Origin of the sequence: Haemophilus sp. SZY H36, assembly GCF_018829625.1 — a bacterium.
Lineage (GTDB): Bacteria > Pseudomonadota > Gammaproteobacteria > Enterobacterales > Pasteurellaceae > Haemophilus > Haemophilus haemolyticus_K.
Map to the genome: position 1 here is coordinate 244,737 of NZ_JAHKKA010000003.1, position 16,854 is coordinate 261,590.

The following is a 16,854-nucleotide window of genomic DNA, read 5'->3' on the forward strand; positions in this document are numbered from 1 at the left end:
ACTTTATTTACCAATATGATTGATTCTACAAGCTTAGGTTTTCTCGTCAATATTCAATAAAATAAAAGCGGGATATTTTACAATATCCCGCTCACACTCAATTACAGTCCTAGATTACCAATAAGCACGTAAACCTACAACAGTTTTATAATCGTGCGCTTTGCTAGTTTCTACACCATTTTCTTGAGTTTTGGTTCGTGTTGCTTGCCATTCAACAAATGGTTTAACCTTAATAGAACCTTGTTTATATACGTAGTACTCTGTTCCCACCATAAATTGATTTTTAGTTTTTTCTGTACGAGAACCAGTATGATCCTTATCTGTTTTATATGCATACATCGCATATACATTTAAATCATTATTATAGGTCCATGGGTTATTGAATTTTTGAAGAACAATTGTACGAATTTCATTCTTGGTATTTTTGTTATCATAACCACCTTTATGGTTAGTAACTTGACGTTCAAGATCAATACCATAAGTTGTATTTACAAATGTGTAAGATGCACCTAAAGAATAAGCATTTGTTGCAAATGAATTATTAGCGTTTGTATTCGCAGAAATTTCACGCGTAAAGCCTGCACCAAAACTTACACTTTGAATATCATTAATTTTGTGCTCGTAAATAGAACCTACACCCCAAACATTTTTACGAGGATTTTTTAAATCTAGATTAGTATCACCACGTTTGCTAGCACCACCGTAGTAAATACCTGCTCTTACTTTATCACCATTTTCATATTCTGAAGTATAAGTATATTGAGTTGCACGACGAGCAGCGCTATCTAATAAACCATCAGATAAGCTATAAGTATTAGCTAAATCTGTACGTTTTACTTCATCAGTGATAGTTGGCATATTACCATAAGTTAATTCACTAAATTGTTTCTCCGTATGCTTATAACCAAAACCTGCATAAAGGATACGCGTATACAGATGATCAAAATCATGTTGAGAATCAGCTTCTCCACGTAAACGCCACTCAACACGACCTAAAGCATAGAAATCATCAGTTAATTTTTGTTTCACTTTGAAACCAAAACGTGAACCATTATTAGAAACAGCATGATTAATATGATCTTTTTTCTGACTAGGTGTACTACCATAAGTATCTGTGGTATTAGAGGTACTTTCCCATTTCACACGTAAAGAGCCATTGAAATCAATATCAGTACCAGTTTCTTGAATTTGGAATTTGTAAGCTTGTGCAGAACTTGCAGCCAATGCCGCTACTGTTAAAGCGAGAAATGTTTTTTTCATCATTTGCTTTCCTTTTTATTAAACGTTAAGAAATAAATATATTTAAAATATATTGAACTTTTTCAAGTTTACTCACCACATTAGAAATAATCAAGCAAATTTGTAAATTCACGATCAAATTATCACGTAAAACATATATATAAAAAAGCCATTAAAATACAACTTTTCATCTGTCTCATATCGACTGCTTAGATTTCTTTCGTTATAATTGAGCGTCCTATTTTATTTAACAAACGTGTTCGGTGTGGATTTTTACCGAGTGCAAATTAATTGAGGTAACAAATGTCATTAAATATTGAAACAACTCAAGGTTTAGAACGCCGTGTAGCGATCACCGTTCCAGCTGAAACTCTATCTAAAGCAGTTCGTGAAGAGTTTAAACGTGCATCAAAAAATGTGCGTGTAGATGGTTTCCGTAAGGGTCATGTTCCTTCACACATCATCGAACAACGCTTCGGTGCATCAATCCGTCAAGATGTATTAAACGATTTATTACCACGTCATTTTTTTGATGCCGTGATTGCAGAAAAGATTAATATCGCAGGTCGCCCAACTTTTGGTATTGAAACTTTTGAAGAGGGTAAGGATCTAGTTTTCACCGCAACTTTTGAAGTTTATCCAGAAGTTAAATTACAAGGTTTAGAGAATATTAAAGTTGAAAAACCAACTGTTGAAATCACAGAAGCTGATATTGATAAAATGGTTGATGTGTTACGTAAACAACAAGCAACTTGGGCAGAAACCGACTCTGCAGCGAAAGCAGATGATCGCGTAACTATTGATTTTATTGGTTCTGTAGATGGCGAAGAGTTTGAAGGCGGTAAAGCATCTGACTTCGTATTATTTATGGGACAAGGTCGTATGATTCCTGGTTTTGAAGATGGTATCGTAGGCCATAAAGCAGGTGAGCAATTTGATATTAATGTAACTTTCCCTGCTGAATACCATGCAGAAAACTTAAAAGGTAAGGCGGCAAAATTTGCAATCACTTTGAAAAAAGTAGAAAACATGGTGTTACCTGAGTTAACAGATGAGTTTGTTGCTAAGTTCGGTCCGAATACTAAATCTGTTGCAGATTTACGTGTAGAAATTCGTAAGAATATGGAACGTGAATTGAAAAATGCATTAGTTTCACGTGTTAAACAACAAGTAATCAATGGCTTAATTGAACAAAATCCAATTGAAGTGCCAGCTTCTGCTGTAGAAGAAGAAATTAATGTATTACGCAATCAAGCGGCTCAACGTTTTGGTGGCAATGCACAACAAGCTGCACAGTTACCACGTGAATTATTCGAAGCGGAAGCAACTCGTCGTGTTCAAGTAGGTTTATTATTCTCTGAAGTGATTAAATCTAATGAATTAAAAGCTGATGAAGAACGCGCTAAAGCAATGATTGCAGATATAGCATCAGCTTATGAGCAACCAGCTGAGGTTGTTGAATACTATAGCAAAAACGAAGAGTTAATGAACAATATTCGTAACGTAGTATTAGAAGAACAAGCGGTGGATGCGGTACTTGCTAAAGCACAAGTTACTGAAAAAGTTTCTTCTTTTGATGAAATTATGAATCCACAGGCATAATGATTAATTAATATCGTTATGATTGAGTAAAAGTGCGGTCGCTCTTTTTAACAAAAGCGACCGCATTTTTATTTGTAGGTTATTTAGAGTAAAATAATTAGTAATTTTAGTGAAAAAGGTAAGAAAATGAGTGTAATTCCTATGGTTGTTGAACAGACTTCGCGTGGCGAGCGTTCATACGACATTTATTCCCGTTTATTAAAAGAGCGTGTGATCTTCCTCAGTGGTGAAGTTGAAGATCGTATGGCTAATCTCATTGTGGCTCAGCTGCTTTTTTTAGAGTCTGAAGATCCAACTAAAGATATCAATATCTATATCAACTCTCCCGGTGGTTCTGTGACCGCAGGTATGGCTATTTACGACACAATGCAATTTATTAAGCCAGATATTCGAACACTTTGTATCGGTCAGGCATGCTCAATGGGCGCATTCTTGCTTGCTGGCGGAACCGCTGGCAAACGAGCAGCATTACCAAATGCGCGTGTGATGATTCACCAACCGTTGGGCGGTTTCCGTGGTCAAGCATCGGATATTCAAATTCATGCACAAGAAATTTTGAAAATTAAACACACTTTAAACGATCGTCTAGCATTCCATACTGGGCAAAGTATCGAACGAATTGAGAAAGATACAGATCGTGATAACTTTATGTCAGCTGAAGAAGCAAAAGCATATGGTTTAGTTGATGAAGTTTTAATTAAACGTTAAGGAAACACATGTCAGACAAAGATAAAGATTTACATTGCTCTTTTTGCGGAAAAGAAAAAGGCGAAGTAGATAAATTAATTGCTGGTACAGACGGCTATATTTGTAATGAGTGTATTGAACTGTGTCATTCAATGATTGAAGAAAGTAATGATGAAAGTGTAGACGAAAGTGCGGCAGAAAATGAGGAGAAATTACCCACTCCTCACGAAATTCGGGCTCATCTAGATGATTATGTTATTGGCCAAGATTATGCGAAGAAAGTGCTTTCTGTCGCAGTTTATAATCATTATAAACGCTTACGAACTAATCATCAAAATAACGATGTTGAGCTCGGAAAAAGTAATATCTTGCTTATTGGACCAACGGGTAGTGGTAAAACATTGCTTGCTCAAACATTAGCTCGTCGCTTAAATGTGCCGTTTGCAATGGCTGACGCGACAACATTGACTGAGGCTGGCTACGTCGGTGAAGATGTAGAAAATGTCCTACAAAAGCTTTTACAAAACTGTGAGTATAATACTGAAAAAGCAGAGCAAGGCATTATCTATATTGATGAAATTGATAAAATTAGTCGTAAATCGGAAGGCGCATCAATTACTCGAGATGTATCAGGTGAAGGTGTACAACAAGCATTGTTAAAACTCATTGAAGGTACTGTAGCGTCTATTCCACCTCAAGGCGGGCGTAAACATCCGCAGCAAGAAATGGTGAAATTGGATACGTCAAAAATTCTCTTTATCTGCGGTGGCGCATTTGCGGGATTAGATAAAATTATCAGTAAACGTACACAAACAAGTACGAGCATCGGTTTTAGTGCGAAAGTAGAAAAAGATGAAGAAGAAAAGTCTCTTTCTGAATTATTCCGTCAAGTAGAACCAGATGATTTAATGAAGTTTGGTTTAATTCCAGAATTTATTGGGCGTTTACCCATGATTTCTCCACTAAGTGAATTAGATGAAGAAGCTCTTGTGCAAATTCTTACACAGCCTAAAAATGCCTTAACTAAACAATATCAAGCTTTATTTGGACTTGAAAATGTGGAGTTAGAATTCACTCCAGAAGCTTTAAAAGCAATGGCGAAGAAAGCGCTTGAAAGAAAAACAGGCGCACGTGGTTTGCGTTCTATTGTAGAGGCTGTATTACTTGATACGATGTATGATTTACCATCTATCAAAAATTTACGTAAAGTAGTCGTGGATGAAAGTACCATTGTAGATAATACTGCTCCAAAATTAGAATATCATTCTTAATAGAAAAGTGCGGTTGTTTTTCCTTATGTTTTCTATTTTGCTTGATGATTTTCAATAGGCAAGGCGAAAAGAAAATGCTACAATCGCATGTTCTTATAACTTTATTCTTATTTTCCTAAGTAAATAACGGATTCAATTTATGGCAACTGAAATTGTTGATAAAAAGAAAAATGCACCAGAGACGGTGGTAGAAGGTAAATCTAAAGGATTAAATACCCTTCTTTGGATTTTAGTCGCAGTCTTTTTTGCGGCAGCTGCAATTGGTAATGTTTATTTCCAAAAAGTATATTCATTACCTATTCGTGTAGTGGGTGTAGTCATTGCGTTAGTGATTGCTTTTGCATTTGCAGCAATTACTAATCAAGGTACAAAAGCTCGTACATTCTTTAAAGATTCAAAAATAGAAGCGCAAAAAGTGGTATGGCCAAGTCGCCAAGAAGCGCGTCAAACTACATTAATCGTAATTGGGGTAACAATCATTGCATCCTTATTTTTCTGGGCGACAGATTCGATTATTGTCACAGTAATTAATTTCTTAACTGATTTGAGATTCTAAAATGACTGAAGAAACAACTGTATCAAAAAAACGTTGGTATGTATTACAGGCGTTTTCTGGTTTTGAAAGCCGAGTGGCTTTAACTTTGCGTGAATACATTAAACAGCAACAAATGGAAGACCAATTTGGTGAAGTGTTAGTTCCAACTGAAGAAGTTGTTGAGAATGTTGCAGGTAAACGCCGTAAAAGCGAGCGTAAATTTTTCCCAGGCTATGTCCTTGTTGAAATGGAAATGAATGATGATACTTGGCACTTAGTAAAAAGTGTGCCACGTGTCATGGGATTCATTGGCGGTACACCTGATAAACCTGCGCCAATTTCTAAACGTGAAGCAGATGCTATTCTAAATCGATTAGAACAAAGTTCAGATAAACCACGCCATCGTAATGAGTATCACCCTGGTGAAGAGGTTCGAGTTACTGAAGGTCCATTCGCAGACTTTAACGGAACAGTAGAAGAAGTAGATTATGAAAAAGGTCGCTTAAAAGTCTCAGTATCTATCTTTGGTCGCGCAACACCTGTTGAACTTGAATTTAGTCAAGTAGAAAAAATACATTAATTACATATAAAAAAACCCTGCTAATTAAGCGGGGTTTTTCGTCATATCTGATAAAACTAACATAAAACTAATTTTGTTTTCTTATCGTGTAAATAATCGGTAATACTATTAGGGACCTTATCCGTAAACAAATATTCTACATCACTTAATTCGCCCAATCGAACAATCGCTTGGCGCGTAAATTTAGAGTGATCGGTCACTAATAACGTCTGACGTGAACTTTCAATAATCGCTCGTTTTACTTGTACTTCGTGGTAATCATAATCCAATAGTGAACCATCTGCATCGATCGCGCTAATCCCTAAAATACCAAAATCTAGGCGAAATTGAGAAATAAAATTTACCGTAGCTTCACCAATAATTCCACCATCCATTCGCAATGATCCGCCTGCCATGACAATATCAAAACTTTCATTTTGGCGTAAAAGATGAGCGGCATTCAGATTGTTCGTCACAATTCGGAGTTTTTCGTGGCCAAGCAATGCATTGGCGACAGCCTCAGGCGTCGTACCAATATCAATAAACAACGATGCACCGTTAGGAATCAACTTCGCAACTTCCTGTGCAATACTATTTTTTTGTAATGAAAAGAATTGCTTACGATCCACGTAATCAGAATTTTCAGCAGAAGATGGTGATGCCGCACCACCGTGATGACGACGGATTAAATCTAACTCCGCCAAAATATTCAAATCACGACGAATCGTTTGAGGGCTAACATCTAAGGCAGCAACCAGTTCTTCCGTGCTTAAATAGCCGGATTGTTCCACCAGTTTAATAATTTGTTGATGCCGTAACGACTGCTTCATAGAGAACCCCTTATCCAAATTGAATATACCTACTGTAGCGAATTTTTACGTAATTTGCTATCGATAAATCCCCAAATCAAGCCAACAATCAAGCCTAAAATATGCGCTGCATTTCCCATTTCAACACCAAATAAGGGGCTAATAAAACCTAATGCGATCCCCGCCAATAACATTGTGAAAAAACCTTCTGGCAGATCAAATAAATGATGATTCAATTTATCACGTATAAATACATAGCCTAGAACCGCATATACAACACCAGAAAGCCCAAAAAAAGCGGGGCCAGACACATAATTTTGCACATATCCTGTTATGGCAGATGCTACAACATACAACATCAATAATTTGACCGAACCAAAAGTGCGCTCAATCATTCCACCGAAAATAAAAAACCAAGACAGATTAAACAAAATATGTAAATTAGATAAATGTACCAATGTATGTGAGATATAACGCCACGCTTCGCTATCTTGCTCTTCGTAAGCGGGGTAATGCATCAAATACATAATATCGTCTTCAAAACCCAGCTGTTGAGCAATATAAATAAGCGCACAAAGTGCGGTGAGAATTAGCGTGATTTTTCCCTGTTGAGCTAAAAAGTTTTTCATTCGTGATCTCATACTTCTGCGCAAATTTAAAAATCAGACTTCGCGTTAAAGGTCATTGTTTCGCCTGTAATGGGGTGAGTAATCGTCAATTCTTCTGCGTGCAAGCATAATCTTGGCGACATAGCTTTAGCCTGAGGATGAGAGTAAAATTTATCGCCTAGAATTGGATGCCCTAAAGCTAGCATATGCAATCGTAATTGATGAGATCGGCCTGTCACGGGCGTCAGTTTCACGCGAGTACTGTTATTGGGCAAACGTGCTAAAACTTCGAATTTTGTGACCGCTCTTTTTCCTAAAACAAAATCCAAACGTTGGCGTGGTCGATTTTCCCAATCACAAATCATTGGAAAATTTACCTCTCCATAATCTTTCTCCAAATGCCCCCAAACAATCGCTTGATAATGTTTTTTCGGTTCACGTTCGCGAAATTGACGTTTTAATTCACGATCCGCCACCTTACTTAAAGCAAACACAATGATGCCGCTCGTTGCCATATCCAAACGATGAGCAGGCTCACAAAAGCCGAATTTTTCTTTTACTCGACTCATTGCACTATCGTAATATTGTGGTTGATTGCCTGGCACAGAAAGCAAACCGCTCGGTTTGTTCACCACGCACAAATGATTATCTTGATAAATAATATCTAAATAAGGTTCAAGAGGCGGATTGTATTCAATCAATGCCATTTTTATTCCTTGTTCGTCACAATGACACGCAAGCAATCCAAACGCCAATTTGCTTTAGAAAGCTCGTCCAATGATTGTGTTCGTTGTTGTTCCAAAATATCAATTTCGCTTTGGCGAATATTTTTATTCACTGCTCGCAAAGCCTGCAAACGGTTAATTTCTGCACTTAATTGCTGATCTGCTTGATTTTTAGCTTCGGCAATAATCGGTTCAGATAAAGATTTTACGAGCTGATCTCCTCGCGTGATCAAGGATTCAATATTGGCACGTGCCATTTTCACCATTTGATTAGCAATATTTTTACCAAGTGGTTTCAATTTGCTATGCAATGTTTCAAAGGCAACCTGTTCACCAATGTTATTTCCTTTGTTATCAAGCAGCAGACGAATAGGCGTTGGCGGCAAGAAACGATTGAGCTGTAATCCTTTTGGCGATTGGCTTTCCACCACGTAAATCAATTCAATTAATAAGGTTCCAGCGGGCAGTTGTTTATTCACAAGTAATGCCATTGCGGCTTTGCCAATATCACCAGAAGCAACAAAATCAATACCTTGACGAATCATAGGATGATCCCAAGTCAGAAACTCCATTTCTTCGCGAGCAAGGGCAAGTTCACGATCAAAGGTAACCGTCACACCTTCTTCTTTTAAACCCGGAAAATCGGGCACAAGCATTGTCCCAGTTGGGCTAATCACAATACTATTTGCGCCAAGATCTTCTTGCTCTACGCCAATAATATCGAATAATTTTAAAGCAAAATTCACAAGCTCAGGCGAATTATCTTCATCAGCAATTTGATCCACTAACGCTTGTGCTTTCTTTCCACCATTAGAATTTAGCTCTAATAAACGATCGCGACCTTTTTCTAACTCAATCTTGAGTTTTTCCCGCACAGTTTTAGTTTGTTTTAATAATTCAGAAAATTCATTCTCTGAAAGTGCGGTAGAAATTGACCGCACTTTTTCCAATTTATCAGAAAACTGGGCAAATAATGCCATTCCCATTGGACAAGTTTGTTCAAAAGCATTCAGCCCATCATTGTACCAACGCGCTAAACGACTTTGAGGCGAATTTTTCGCACAAGGCACATAAATTTGCACATCACGTTTTTGTCCAATACGATCTAATCGGCCAATACATTGTTCCAATAAATCTGGATTGGTCGGTAAATCAAATAACACTAAATTTGCGGCAAATTGGAAATTACGCCCTTCCGAGCCAATACTCGAGCTCAGTAAAACCTGTGCGCCGTTTTCTAAATCCGCAAAATAAGCCGCGGCCCTATCACGTTCGATAATCGACATGTTTTCGTGGAACACTGCGGCGCGAATCGCCTCACGTTCACGTAAAATTTGTTCTAACTGAATCGCCGTGGCTGCTGTCTGGCAAATAACAAAAATTTTTTCATCGCGATGTAGTTTGAGGAAATCAATCAGCCAATCAATTTTATCATTCTCTTCAGAGAGTGTAATTTGGTGGTAAACACGGTGCGGAAAACCTTTCACGCCTTGGCGTGTATTGCGGAATAACATTCGCCCCGTGCCATGACGATCAATTAAGGCTTGAATCAGTTCTTGACGGGCACGATGTTGTTCCTCATCATTATTTGATGCAATCGCTCTAAAAAGAGGCTCGACATCTTGTTCAAGCAACAAATCAGAAATATGATTTTTTTCTACCGCACTTAATGCCTTATTTGCCACCAAAGATTCAACAGCATTAACCACAGGTTGGTAGCGTTCCTGCTCTTTCACAAAGGTTTGATAATCAAAAAAACGTTCTGGATCCAGTAAGCGCAAACGAGCAAAATGACTTTCTTGCCCAAGTTGTTCTGGTGTTGCCGTGAGTAACAAGACGGATGGAATGATGTGAGCAAGCTGTTCAACTAATAAATAAGCCGCACTTGGTGAAGATTCAGACCACACGAGGTGATGTGCCTCATCCACAATTAAACAGTCAAATTGAGCATTGAGCGCCTGCTCTACTCGATTTGGATGAGTTTCTAACCAATTCAGCGAACAAATAATTAAGCTTTCCGTTGTAAATGGATTAACGGCATCAAGATCAAAATCATTGCAACGTTCTTCATCAAAAAGTGAAAAATGCAAATTAAAACGACGAAGCATTTCCACCAGCCATTGATGTTGCAAGGTTTCTGGCACGATAATAAGAACACGTTGCACTTTCTCAGCAAAAAGTTGATTCTGCAAAATCATTCCTGCTTCAATGGTTTTCCCTAAGCCAACCTCGTCTGCCAATAACACGCGAGGATTAACTCGATTACCGACTTCAGCGGCAATATGAAGCTGATGAGGAATTAAACCCGCACGCGTTCCGCGTAAACCACGCAATGGCGATTTAAATTGTGCTTGCTGATGACAAAGCGTGCGATAACGCAATGCAAAATGACTGCTGCGATCAATTTGCGCTGAAAACAGACGCTCTTTCGCTTGGCTAAAAGAAATAATCGATGAAATATCACCCTCTTGCACAATGACACCTTCACCTTGTGGATTTTTAACTAAATAAAATAGCAAACCGTTCATATTTTGAACGTCTAAAATCTCACCTTGCCAGCCAGCTTGATGGGATAATCTTTCACCTTTGCTAAATACAATTCGGCTTAAAGGCGCTTGTGCAGCAGCATATATACGCGTTTCATCCGCAGCAGGGAAATAAATCGTGACAGTTCGTTGATCTAATGCGGTAATGATACCTAATCCTAAAGCGTTTTCACTTTCACTCAACCAGCGCTGACCAATAGCAAAGGGCATAATAATTCTCTTTCTGATTTATATTAATAAAATTTGGGGGCGTATTGTAGCTTGCTTAAATAGCAAAGAAAATTAATAAAAGAGAATAAAAAAATAGATCGAAGAAATAAATGGCACGCCCTAAAGGATTCGAACCTTTGACCCACGCCTTAGAAGGGCGTTGCTCTATCCAGCTGAGCTAAGGGCGCATTCAAAGGATTTCTTTTGTACAGAATTTCAAGACAATATAAAAGAAGTGGTCGGCGAGATAGGATTTGAACCTACGACCCACTGGTCCCAAACCAGTTGCGCTACCAAGCTGCGCTACTCGCCGATAAGCTGAACCAATTATAGATTTGTTTTGATACCAGTCAATGACTTTTTTTATTTTTTAAGCTAATTGCTCAAAATTATTTCAATTTAGGAAATGTCACTATTTCCCGTTGTAAAAAATTCATTGTCCGTTAGAATAGCAAACGTTTTCTCTCTTTTCATATATAAAGGACAACTAAATGACTGCACAAATCATCTCTGGTACTACCCTTTCAAAAAAAATCAAATCTGATGTTGCCTCTGAGATTGAACATTATATTGCTCAAGGTAAACGTGCACCAGGGCTTGCAGTCATTCTCGTTGGGGCAGATCCTGCATCACAAATTTATGTAGGAAGTAAACGTAAAAGCTGTGAAGAAATCGGCATACTTTCCCAATCCTATGATTTACCAGAAACAACTACACAAGCCGAATTATTAGCCCTTATCGATAAACTCAATAACGACAAAACAATTGATGGTATCTTAGTACAACTCCCCTTACCTCAACAAATCAATGCAGAAGCTATTATTGAACATATTGATCCGAAAAAAGACGTGGATGGCTTCCATCCTTATAATGTAGGAAGATTGTGTCAACGAATTCCAACATTACGAGCCTGCACACCTTATGGTGTAATGAAACTATTAGAAACAACAGGAATTGATTTACATGGCAAACACGCGGTAATTGTAGGTGCATCCAATATTGTCGGCCGCCCAATGTCTTTAGAATTATTATTAGCAGGTGCAACCGTCACTGTGACTCATCGATTCACCAAAGATTTGGAAAGTCATGTTCGCCAAGCAGATATACTTGTCGTCGCGGTGGGTAAGCCGAATTTAATTCCTGGCGATTGGATCAAAGAAAGTGCGGTCGTCATTGATGTCGGAATTAATCGTGTAGATGGAAAATTAGTAGGCGATGTAGAGTTTGACAAAGCAGCCGAAAAAGCGGCTTATATTACCCCCGTTCCAGGTGGAGTTGGGCCAATGACCGTTGCAATGTTAATGAGCAATACACTTTATGCCTATAAACAAACATTAACGCAATAAAATTCAAAAGCAAGGTTAACTTTAACCTTGCTCACCAATGAGAATGAAATCATTTCTTATCAGTCAGGGACAATATTGTTCTATTGCAATCTAAAACAAGCGTATGAGTATTCAATAATCGATTAATTAATTCGCCTAGGAACTTTCTAACATTCTAATTGCTTAAGCAATCTCATTTGAATTCTATTTGTTCAAAATTTGTGCTTTAATTTACCGCTTTTTATGAAAATAAAACAATGCAGAGAGCGCAATTTTATAGCAAAATGATAAAAATTTAAAAATAAGTAAGGATGTAAAAATGTTTAATTATGCAATATTCGATCGATATGAAGGATTAATTTTTGATATGGATGGAACCCTCATTGATACTATGCCTGTTCACGCAAAAGCATGGGGAATGGTGGGAAAACAATTTGGCTACGAATTTGACAGTCAAATCATGTATAACCTAGGTGGGGCAACCGTAAGAACCATTGCAGAGGAAATGATGAAATTGGCTAATATGCCACTTGAACGTCTTGATGAAGTTATTACAGCAAAACGTGCTTTATCTTATCAGCTCATTCCATCACAATCCACCTTGCTTCCCACATTTGATATTGTAAAACATTTCTATCAGAAAAAACCGATTGCGTTAGGCTCGGGCTCTCATCGAAAAATTATTGATATGTTGATAGATAAACTTGATATTGCCTCTTATTTTAATGCCATTGTCAGTGCAGACGATGTAAAAGCGCATAAACCTCATCCAGAAACTTTTTTACGTTGTGCAGAGCTGATCAAGATTAATCCTACAAACTGTATTGTTTTTGAAGATGCAGACTTGGGCGTAAAAGCAGGTTTAAGTGCCGGAATGGATGTTTTTGATATTCGTACTCAACAAATTATAACCACAAAATGATGGAATGGTTATTAGGATTACTCACCGATTTTTGGCAAACTCATGCCTTATGGTTAATGTTTGCAAGTGCATTTCTAAGTGCGACGGTATTACCAGGTAATTCAGAGATAATATTTATTGTATTAGCTATCCCCAAATTAGCGTTAGGAACTTGGCTAAGTACGGATATTTTTTTACTTCTTTTTATGGCAACACTAGGTAATGGGCTAGGTAGCTTAACTACTTATGGAATAGGGCGCTGGCTTCCTCAATTTAGGCCAAAAAATCACCGCACTTTATGGGTTATGAAGCAACTTCAACGTTATGGTTCACTCACCTTACTATTAAGTTGGCTACCTATAGTAGGCGATTTATTTTGCGCCCTAGCGGGCTGGCTTAGATTGAACTTTATCGCGAGCTGTTTTTTTATTTTTCTTGGAAAACTGGTACGTTATGTCGCGTTATTGTTTCTCAGTGTACCTTTCTTATTATAAAATGGACAAAAGAAAAGCCCCGCAAGAATACGGGGCAAATAACCTAAGGAACCAATTTTATTAAAACAACTGCAAGTTGCTTGTTCTATCAGACAAGCCCATCTGGAAAAAGTTCACATAAATTAAAAAAATTCCAAAAAATAAAATCTAACAAAAAATACAAAGAAAAAAGCCCCGCAAGAATACGGGGCAAATAACCTAAGGAACCAATTTTATTAAAACAACTGCAAGTTGCTCGTCTTATAGGACAAAGACCTTGCTATAAAGTTCATAAAAAAATTGTAAAAAAATGAACATTCATTCAAATAATTCTTAATCAACTGATTTATAAGGAAAATTTATGCCATTACTTGATAGTTTTAAAGTAGACCACACTAAAATGAATGCCCCTGCCGTGCGTGTGGCTAAAACAATGCGTACACCTAAAGGTGATGATATTACTATTTTTGACTTACGTTTCTGCATTCCCAATAAAGAAATCCTCCCTCCAAAAGGAATCCACACTCTAGAACACTTATTTGCAGGTTTTATGCGTGATCACTTAAATAACGAAGATGTTGAAATTATTGATATTTCACCTATGGGATGTCGAACCGGTTTTTATATGTCTCTCATCGGCACACCAGACGAACAACAAGTCGCTAACGCTTGGTTAGCATCAATGCACGATATTTTAAATGTACAAGATCAAACCAAAATTCCAGAATTAAACATTTATCAATGTGGCACATATACAGAGCACTCTTTAGAAGAAGCACATGAAATCGCAAAAAATGTGATTGCTCGTCGTGTTGGTATTAATAAAAACGAAGATTTAACATTAGATAACGCATTATTAAAATAGGAGAAATAATGACAACGCTTGGTACCGCATTAACACCTAATGCAACAAAAGTGATGCTATTGGGATCGGGGGAACTTGGTAAAGAAGTAGTAATTGAACTACAACGATTAGGCGTAGAAGTAATTGCAGTGGATCGCTATGAAAATGCCCCAGCACAACAAGTTGCACACCGTGCCTATACACTCTCAATGTTAGATGGTGAGGCATTAAAAACACTTGTAAAACAAGAACAACCTGACTACATCGTGCCAGAAGTAGAAGCAATTGCAACAGCAACACTGGTGGAATTAGAGCAAGAGGGTTTTAACGTGGTACCTACCGCCAAAGCCACACAACTTACTATGAATCGTGAGGGGATTCGCCGACTGGCCTCAGAAGAACTTAAGTTACCCACCTCGCCTTACCAATTTGTAGATAATTTTACTGATTTCCAAAATGCGGTAGAAAAAATTGGCATTCCCTGTGTCGTGAAACCAATCATGTCATCTTCTGGTCATGGGCAAAGTATTTTAAGATCTAAAGACGATATTCAAAAAGCATGGGATTATGCACAAGAAGGTGGCCGTGCTGGTGCAGGAAGAATAATTGTAGAAGGGTTTGTAAAATTCGATTATGAAATTACGCTTTTAACCGTTCGTCATATCAATGGTACAAGCTTCTTAGCACCAATTGGCCATCGCCAAGAAGAAGGTGATTATCGAGAATCATGGCAACCACAAGTGATGTCGGATATTGCATTGGAAAAAGCGCAATCGATTGCGGAGAAAATTACAAGTGCACTAGGTGGACGAGGCATCTTTGGCGTAGAAATGTTTGTGTGTGGAGATAATGTCATTTTTAACGAAGTCTCACCACGCCCACATGATACAGGCATGGTCACGCTTATTTCTCAAGAGCTTTCAGAATTTGCCTTACACGCAAGAGCCATTTTAGGTTTACCTATTCCAGAGATTACTTTAATTAGTCCATCCGCATCTAAAGCTATTGTTGTAGAAGGGAAATCAAAGAATGTAAAATTTGGTGCGATTGATAAAGTGCTTGCTGAACCCCATACGAATATTCGTTTATTTGGTAAAAGTGAGGTTAATGGCCACCGACGTTTAGGCGTGTTATTAGCACGAGACGTTTCCGTAGAAAAAGCGCTAGAAAAGGTAAATCAAGCTTATCAAAAATTAGAAATTACACTCTAATATTTCCCATACTCACTGACGCAAGCCTTTCAGCTTGCGTCTATCTTATAGAAGATTTTATATATTAAGCCAAAATGTCACTGGACCATCGTTTGTTAAACTCACTTGCATATCCGCTGCAAATTGCCCTGTTGAAACAGGTAATTTCTCACCGCACTTTTGGATAAAGTATTCATATAATTCATTAGCCAATGCTGGAGGCGCACCTTTTGAAAAGCTTGGACGCAAACCTTTTTGTGTATCCGCCGCTAATGTAAATTGAGAAACAATAAGTAATTCACCTTGTGCTTGTTGAACATTTAAGTTCATTTTGTCATTTTCATCACTGAAAATTCGATAATTAAGCACTTTCTCAGCAAGTTTATCCGCTTTCTCTTGGTTATCTTCTTTTTCTATACCAAGCAAAACCAGTAAACCTTTGCCAATTTGTCCTATTGTTTCACCGTTTACATCAACTTTCGCTTGAGACACACGCTGAATTAAAGCAATCATTTTAATCCCTCGATAAAGCTCGGTAACCATGCTTCAGCATAGCCTTCTTGATCATCCACGTTTAAAACATCAATTTTTAAAGTCTCGCAAATTTTTACCGCACTTTTTTCTTGGAGAGTTTGCTCCACTTTGTCCGCAGCATAGCAAAACGTATCATAATCAGAATTACCTAATCCAACGACCGCAAAGCGAACATCTGAAAAATCGCTTTGATTTTTAGCTAATTCATCAAATAGAGGTTTTAAATTATCTGGCAACTCGCCTGCACCATGAGTTGAAGTCACAACAAGCCAAATTTTTTCATTTTCGATATCGGATAAACTTGGTCCGTGAAAAAGAGCGGTGGAAAAACCTTGAGTTTCTAAAACATCGTTTAAATGTTCGGCAACATATTCTGCACCACCTAAAGTGCTGCCAGAGAGAATGCAAATGTGCATTTGATTATCCTGTATTTATTTTCTTCCCTCATTCGAGGGAAAAGCAAAAAGAATATTTCTGAAATGATTAAAATAAAAAGGCTTAGATTTTCTAAGCCTTTTGTTACGATTAAACGTTATCAAATTTGCCAAGCAATGAACGAATATGTTCTTGCCAGTTGCGGTGTTCGTTTTTCAGTTGCTCATTTTCAGTTTGTAAACTTTCGATATTTCTTTGAGATTCTGCGTTTTTCTCTTTTAATTCTTCAACTTCTAATTGAAGCAATTGGATGGTTTCTACCGCTTGTTTAATTTTTTCTTCAAGCTGGTCTAAAATTTCTAAAGACATAATGATTTCCTTTTAAATATGGGTAAGTTTGAGAGTATTTTACCCAGTAAAT

General features: G+C 37.6%; 18 protein-coding genes and 2 tRNA genes. 10 read left to right on the forward strand and 10 right to left on the reverse strand.

What is annotated here, in order from left to right; genetic code table 11:
• Nucleotides 1-114 precede the first annotated feature (114 nt).
• Complete coding sequence (locus tag KP713_RS07210; RefSeq protein WP_106014308.1) at nt 115-1,260, reverse strand: porin; 1,146 nt, start codon at nt 1,258-1,260, stop codon at nt 115-117.
• A gap of 282 nt (nt 1,261-1,542) precedes the next feature.
• On the opposite strand from KP713_RS07210, the gene tig reads away from it, so the two are divergent.
• From tig to nusG, 5 genes are all read left to right on the forward strand, one after another.
• Complete coding sequence (gene tig / locus KP713_RS07215; protein WP_215770266.1) at nt 1,543-2,841, forward strand: trigger factor; 1,299 nt, start codon at nt 1,543-1,545, stop codon at nt 2,839-2,841.
• 96 nt (nt 2,842-2,937) lie between these two features.
• The gene (clpP, locus tag KP713_RS07220; RefSeq protein WP_258183412.1) at nt 2,938-3,549 is read left to right on the forward strand and encodes an ATP-dependent Clp endopeptidase proteolytic subunit ClpP; all 612 of its coding nucleotides are present in this window, start codon (nt 2,938-2,940) and stop codon (nt 3,547-3,549) included.
• Nucleotides 3,550-3,557: 8 nt separating this feature from the next.
• A complete protein-coding gene (clpX, locus tag KP713_RS07225) occupies nt 3,558-4,799 on the forward strand; it encodes an ATP-dependent protease ATP-binding subunit ClpX (protein WP_215770267.1) in 1,242 nt (413 codons plus the stop codon).
• Between the two features lie 139 nt (nt 4,800-4,938).
• Nucleotides 4,939-5,355, forward strand: a complete 417-nt coding sequence (gene secE / locus KP713_RS07230) for a preprotein translocase subunit SecE (RefSeq protein ID WP_009500265.1) — start codon at nt 4,939-4,941, stop codon at nt 5,353-5,355.
• 1 nt (nt 5,356) lies between these two features.
• Nucleotides 5,357-5,914, forward strand: coding sequence for a transcription termination/antitermination protein NusG (gene nusG / locus KP713_RS07235; protein ID WP_048953309.1), 558 nt, complete (start codon nt 5,357-5,359; stop codon nt 5,912-5,914).
• 56 nt (nt 5,915-5,970) lie between these two features.
• Here nusG and KP713_RS07240 read toward each other — a convergent pair whose 3' ends face one another.
• The 6 genes from KP713_RS07240 to KP713_RS07265 all read right to left on the reverse strand — a co-directional run bounded on the left by KP713_RS07240 (nt 5,971) and on the right by KP713_RS07265 (nt 11,104).
• Nucleotides 5,971-6,723, reverse strand: coding sequence for a DeoR/GlpR family transcriptional regulator (locus KP713_RS07240; RefSeq protein WP_140527513.1), 753 nt, complete (start codon nt 6,721-6,723; stop codon nt 5,971-5,973).
• A gap of 29 nt (nt 6,724-6,752) precedes the next feature.
• Complete coding sequence (locus tag KP713_RS07245; protein ID WP_215770268.1) at nt 6,753-7,331, reverse strand: rhomboid family intramembrane serine protease; 579 nt, start codon at nt 7,329-7,331, stop codon at nt 6,753-6,755.
• A 26-nt stretch (nt 7,332-7,357) separates the two neighbouring features.
• A complete protein-coding gene (rluA, locus tag KP713_RS07250; RefSeq protein WP_215770269.1) occupies nt 7,358-8,017 on the reverse strand; it encodes a bifunctional tRNA pseudouridine(32) synthase/23S rRNA pseudouridine(746) synthase RluA in 660 nt (219 codons plus the stop codon).
• Between the two features lie 2 nt (nt 8,018-8,019).
• On the reverse strand, nt 8,020-10,791 hold the full coding sequence (gene rapA / locus KP713_RS07255; RefSeq protein WP_215770270.1) for an RNA polymerase-associated protein RapA: 2,772 nt from the start codon (nt 10,789-10,791) through the stop codon (nt 8,020-8,022).
• Between the two features lie 111 nt (nt 10,792-10,902).
• Nucleotides 10,903-10,979 (reverse strand) — tRNA-Arg (locus KP713_RS07260).
• A 48-nt stretch (nt 10,980-11,027) separates the two neighbouring features.
• Nucleotides 11,028-11,104, reverse strand: a tRNA-Pro gene (locus tag KP713_RS07265).
• Nucleotides 11,105-11,282: 178 nt separating this feature from the next.
• Between KP713_RS07265 and folD the strand changes: the two genes are divergently transcribed.
• The 5 genes from folD to purT all read left to right on the forward strand — a co-directional run bounded on the left by folD (nt 11,283) and on the right by purT (nt 15,545).
• Nucleotides 11,283-12,137 (forward strand): bifunctional methylenetetrahydrofolate dehydrogenase/methenyltetrahydrofolate cyclohydrolase FolD, encoded by an 855-nt coding sequence (gene folD / locus KP713_RS07270; RefSeq protein WP_140531291.1) that lies wholly within the window; start codon nt 11,283-11,285, stop codon nt 12,135-12,137.
• Between the two features lie 298 nt (nt 12,138-12,435).
• Nucleotides 12,436-13,038: a beta-phosphoglucomutase family hydrolase gene (locus tag KP713_RS07275; protein WP_215770271.1), complete on the forward strand. Its 603-nt coding sequence runs from the start codon at nt 12,436-12,438 to the stop codon at nt 13,036-13,038.
• The gene (locus KP713_RS07280; RefSeq protein WP_140586674.1) at nt 13,038-13,511 is read left to right on the forward strand and encodes a YqaA family protein; all 474 of its coding nucleotides are present in this window, start codon (nt 13,038-13,040) and stop codon (nt 13,509-13,511) included. The genes KP713_RS07275 and KP713_RS07280 overlap by 1 nt, the downstream gene beginning before the upstream one ends.
• 340 nt (nt 13,512-13,851) lie before the next feature.
• On the forward strand, nt 13,852-14,355 hold the full coding sequence (gene luxS, locus KP713_RS07285; RefSeq protein ID WP_065265494.1) for an S-ribosylhomocysteine lyase: 504 nt from the start codon (nt 13,852-13,854) through the stop codon (nt 14,353-14,355).
• Nucleotides 14,356-14,363: 8 nt separating this feature from the next.
• The gene (gene purT, locus KP713_RS07290; protein ID WP_215768087.1) at nt 14,364-15,545 is read left to right on the forward strand and encodes a formate-dependent phosphoribosylglycinamide formyltransferase; all 1,182 of its coding nucleotides are present in this window, start codon (nt 14,364-14,366) and stop codon (nt 15,543-15,545) included.
• A gap of 57 nt (nt 15,546-15,602) precedes the next feature.
• Here purT and dtd read toward each other — a convergent pair whose 3' ends face one another.
• From dtd to KP713_RS07305, 3 genes are all read right to left on the reverse strand, one after another.
• Nucleotides 15,603-16,037 carry a D-aminoacyl-tRNA deacylase gene (gene dtd, locus KP713_RS07295; RefSeq protein ID WP_215768088.1) on the reverse strand — a complete coding sequence of 145 codons (435 nt, stop codon included), beginning with the start codon at nt 16,035-16,037 and terminating at the stop codon, nt 15,603-15,605.
• The gene (mioC, locus tag KP713_RS07300; RefSeq protein ID WP_048953319.1) at nt 16,034-16,474 is read right to left on the reverse strand and encodes an FMN-binding protein MioC; all 441 of its coding nucleotides are present in this window, start codon (nt 16,472-16,474) and stop codon (nt 16,034-16,036) included. Before mioC ends, dtd begins: the two co-directional genes overlap by 4 nt.
• 109 nt (nt 16,475-16,583) lie before the next feature.
• On the reverse strand, nt 16,584-16,802 hold the full coding sequence (locus tag KP713_RS07305; RefSeq protein ID WP_046949384.1) for a cell division protein ZapB: 219 nt from the start codon (nt 16,800-16,802) through the stop codon (nt 16,584-16,586).
• Between the last annotated feature and the right edge of the window lie 52 nt (nt 16,803-16,854).

Bases quoted from the DNA above. Each gene is read 5' to 3' on its own strand.
- KP713_RS07210 (WP_106014308.1), bottom strand. From the start codon at position 1,260: ATGAAAAAAACATTTCTCGCTTTAACAGTAGCGGCATTGGCTGCAAGT.
- tig (WP_215770266.1), top strand. From the start codon at position 1,543: ATGTCATTAAATATTGAAACAACTCAAGGTTTAGAACGCCGTGTAGCG.
- clpX (WP_215770267.1), top strand. From the start codon at position 3,558: ATGTCAGACAAAGATAAAGATTTACATTGCTCTTTTTGCGGAAAAGAA.
- secE (WP_009500265.1), top strand. From the start codon at position 4,939: ATGGCAACTGAAATTGTTGATAAAAAGAAAAATGCACCAGAGACGGTG.
- nusG (WP_048953309.1), top strand. From the start codon at position 5,357: ATGACTGAAGAAACAACTGTATCAAAAAAACGTTGGTATGTATTACAG.
- KP713_RS07240 (WP_140527513.1), bottom strand. From the start codon at position 6,723: ATGAAGCAGTCGTTACGGCATCAACAAATTATTAAACTGGTGGAACAA.
- KP713_RS07245 (WP_215770268.1), bottom strand. From the start codon at position 7,331: ATGAAAAACTTTTTAGCTCAACAGGGAAAAATCACGCTAATTCTCACC.
- rluA (WP_215770269.1), bottom strand. From the start codon at position 8,017: ATGGCATTGATTGAATACAATCCGCCTCTTGAACCTTATTTAGATATT.
- rapA (WP_215770270.1), bottom strand. From the start codon at position 10,791: ATGCCCTTTGCTATTGGTCAGCGCTGGTTGAGTGAAAGTGAAAACGCT.
- folD (WP_140531291.1), top strand. From the start codon at position 11,283: ATGACTGCACAAATCATCTCTGGTACTACCCTTTCAAAAAAAATCAAA.
- KP713_RS07275 (WP_215770271.1), top strand. From the start codon at position 12,436: ATGTTTAATTATGCAATATTCGATCGATATGAAGGATTAATTTTTGAT.
- KP713_RS07280 (WP_140586674.1), top strand. From the start codon at position 13,038: ATGGAATGGTTATTAGGATTACTCACCGATTTTTGGCAAACTCATGCC.
- luxS (WP_065265494.1), top strand. From the start codon at position 13,852: ATGCCATTACTTGATAGTTTTAAAGTAGACCACACTAAAATGAATGCC.
- purT (WP_215768087.1), top strand. From the start codon at position 14,364: ATGACAACGCTTGGTACCGCATTAACACCTAATGCAACAAAAGTGATG.
- dtd (WP_215768088.1), bottom strand. From the start codon at position 16,037: ATGATTGCTTTAATTCAGCGTGTGTCTCAAGCGAAAGTTGATGTAAAC.
- mioC (WP_048953319.1), bottom strand. From the start codon at position 16,474: ATGCACATTTGCATTCTCTCTGGCAGCACTTTAGGTGGTGCAGAATAT.
- KP713_RS07305 (WP_046949384.1), bottom strand. From the start codon at position 16,802: ATGTCTTTAGAAATTTTAGACCAGCTTGAAGAAAAAATTAAACAAGCG.